Below are 1,229 nucleotides of genomic sequence, written 5' to 3'. Positions count from 1 at the left end.
GAAATTGAGGATGCCAGCAAGTTTGTTGATATGTCGAAAGTGGAGCTAAGAGCCCTTCCTGTTGTGAATCTGGTTCTGAGCGAGAGAGCCGCTGTAAGTCATTAGCTCTTAGCTTTTACCAAATGTGACTCCTTAAGCCGGCAACCTTTGCTGGAGAGCGGGGCTGGTGAACAGGTTGCCCGTCGCCCATCTCATCGCGCAAGCTTTTAACCGGGGGAGCGTTCGCTAGTACTGGATAGGGAATTCAGCGGTCTGGAGCTGTTGCCGTTTTTTCGGCAAGAAGGGATTCATTTTGTGCTTCGGCTGCAACTGGGCGCGCAGCCGCCCGGGTTCTCTAACAAAGAGGGTAGCGCTGCACGTTAAGCGGGGTTAGCACCACGTCTATTGTCTGCTTTTCTACAAGGGGCAGCTGCCGGTGCATCTGCTGGGGGTGTGGCCCTGGACCGAAGTCAAGCCGCTGTGGCTCATGACTGATCTGGAGCCGGAGCAGGCCCCAGGCTATTATCGACATCGGATGAAAATCGAGAAAAGCCGTGGAGCGGGGGATGAACAAGCGGCAGGAGTTGATGGAGAAGGTGCTGGCGTTGGTGCTGTTGGCCTATGTGATTGCGCTGTGGGCTGGAGGGCGGCCGCGGGATGCGTTGTTTTGAAGGGTGGAAGGAGCGGTGCTATGGTGGTGCTTTTGTCTGGTTAAGGGGGCGGTGGTCGCTTTCGTCGGCGAGCTACGCACGGGTGGCCAGACAGGCTGTGGCGGCTTTTGCCTCCTTTGTCATGCCTGCTGTCCCAATTCATGTCTGAGCTTCATATACCGCCTTGACATATTTGTTCATGCTCGCTATATATTGAAAAAATATAACGCATTTTGCCAAACAGCATACATGGCGGTTACAGCCACATCAAAGTCTTTGCAAACATAACGTAAATTTTTTGAAGTAAACAGGATAGCAAGATATGATGAAGCACCTGATACGTGCGCTGATACTCGTCTGTATTCCCATTCTGGCCGTAGCCCAGCAGGTACGGTGGAATGCATGGACGGCGGGGGAGCACGTCACTACCGTGGCTGATGGAGGTAGTGTGGTATGGGCAGGTATGACCAATGGTCTGGCAAAGGTGGATAAGGCCACAGGTGTAGTCACACACTATGGTACCTAGAATTCCGGCCTGCCATCTAACATAGTCAATGCGCTTGCCATCGATGCTGCGGGAAGGGTGTGGATCGGGACAGG

1 protein-coding gene is annotated in these 1,229 nt (G+C 53.6%); it reads left to right on the top strand.

The window, feature by feature from the left end; translation table 11 throughout:
• Window positions 1-1,164: 1,164 nt before the first annotated feature.
• A partial coding sequence (locus tag H043_RS31255) for a two-component regulator propeller domain-containing protein (protein WP_368681408.1) occupies window positions 1,165-1,229 on the top strand: 65 nt, incomplete at its 3' end.

Source organism: Pseudomonas sp. URIL14HWK12:I6, assembly GCF_000514195.1.
GTDB classification, from domain to species: domain Bacteria; phylum Pseudomonadota; class Gammaproteobacteria; order Pseudomonadales; family Pseudomonadaceae; genus Aquipseudomonas; species Aquipseudomonas putida_A.
The sequence above is the reverse complement of the archived record's forward strand: the minus strand, read 5'-3'. Positions and strand labels throughout refer to the sequence as shown.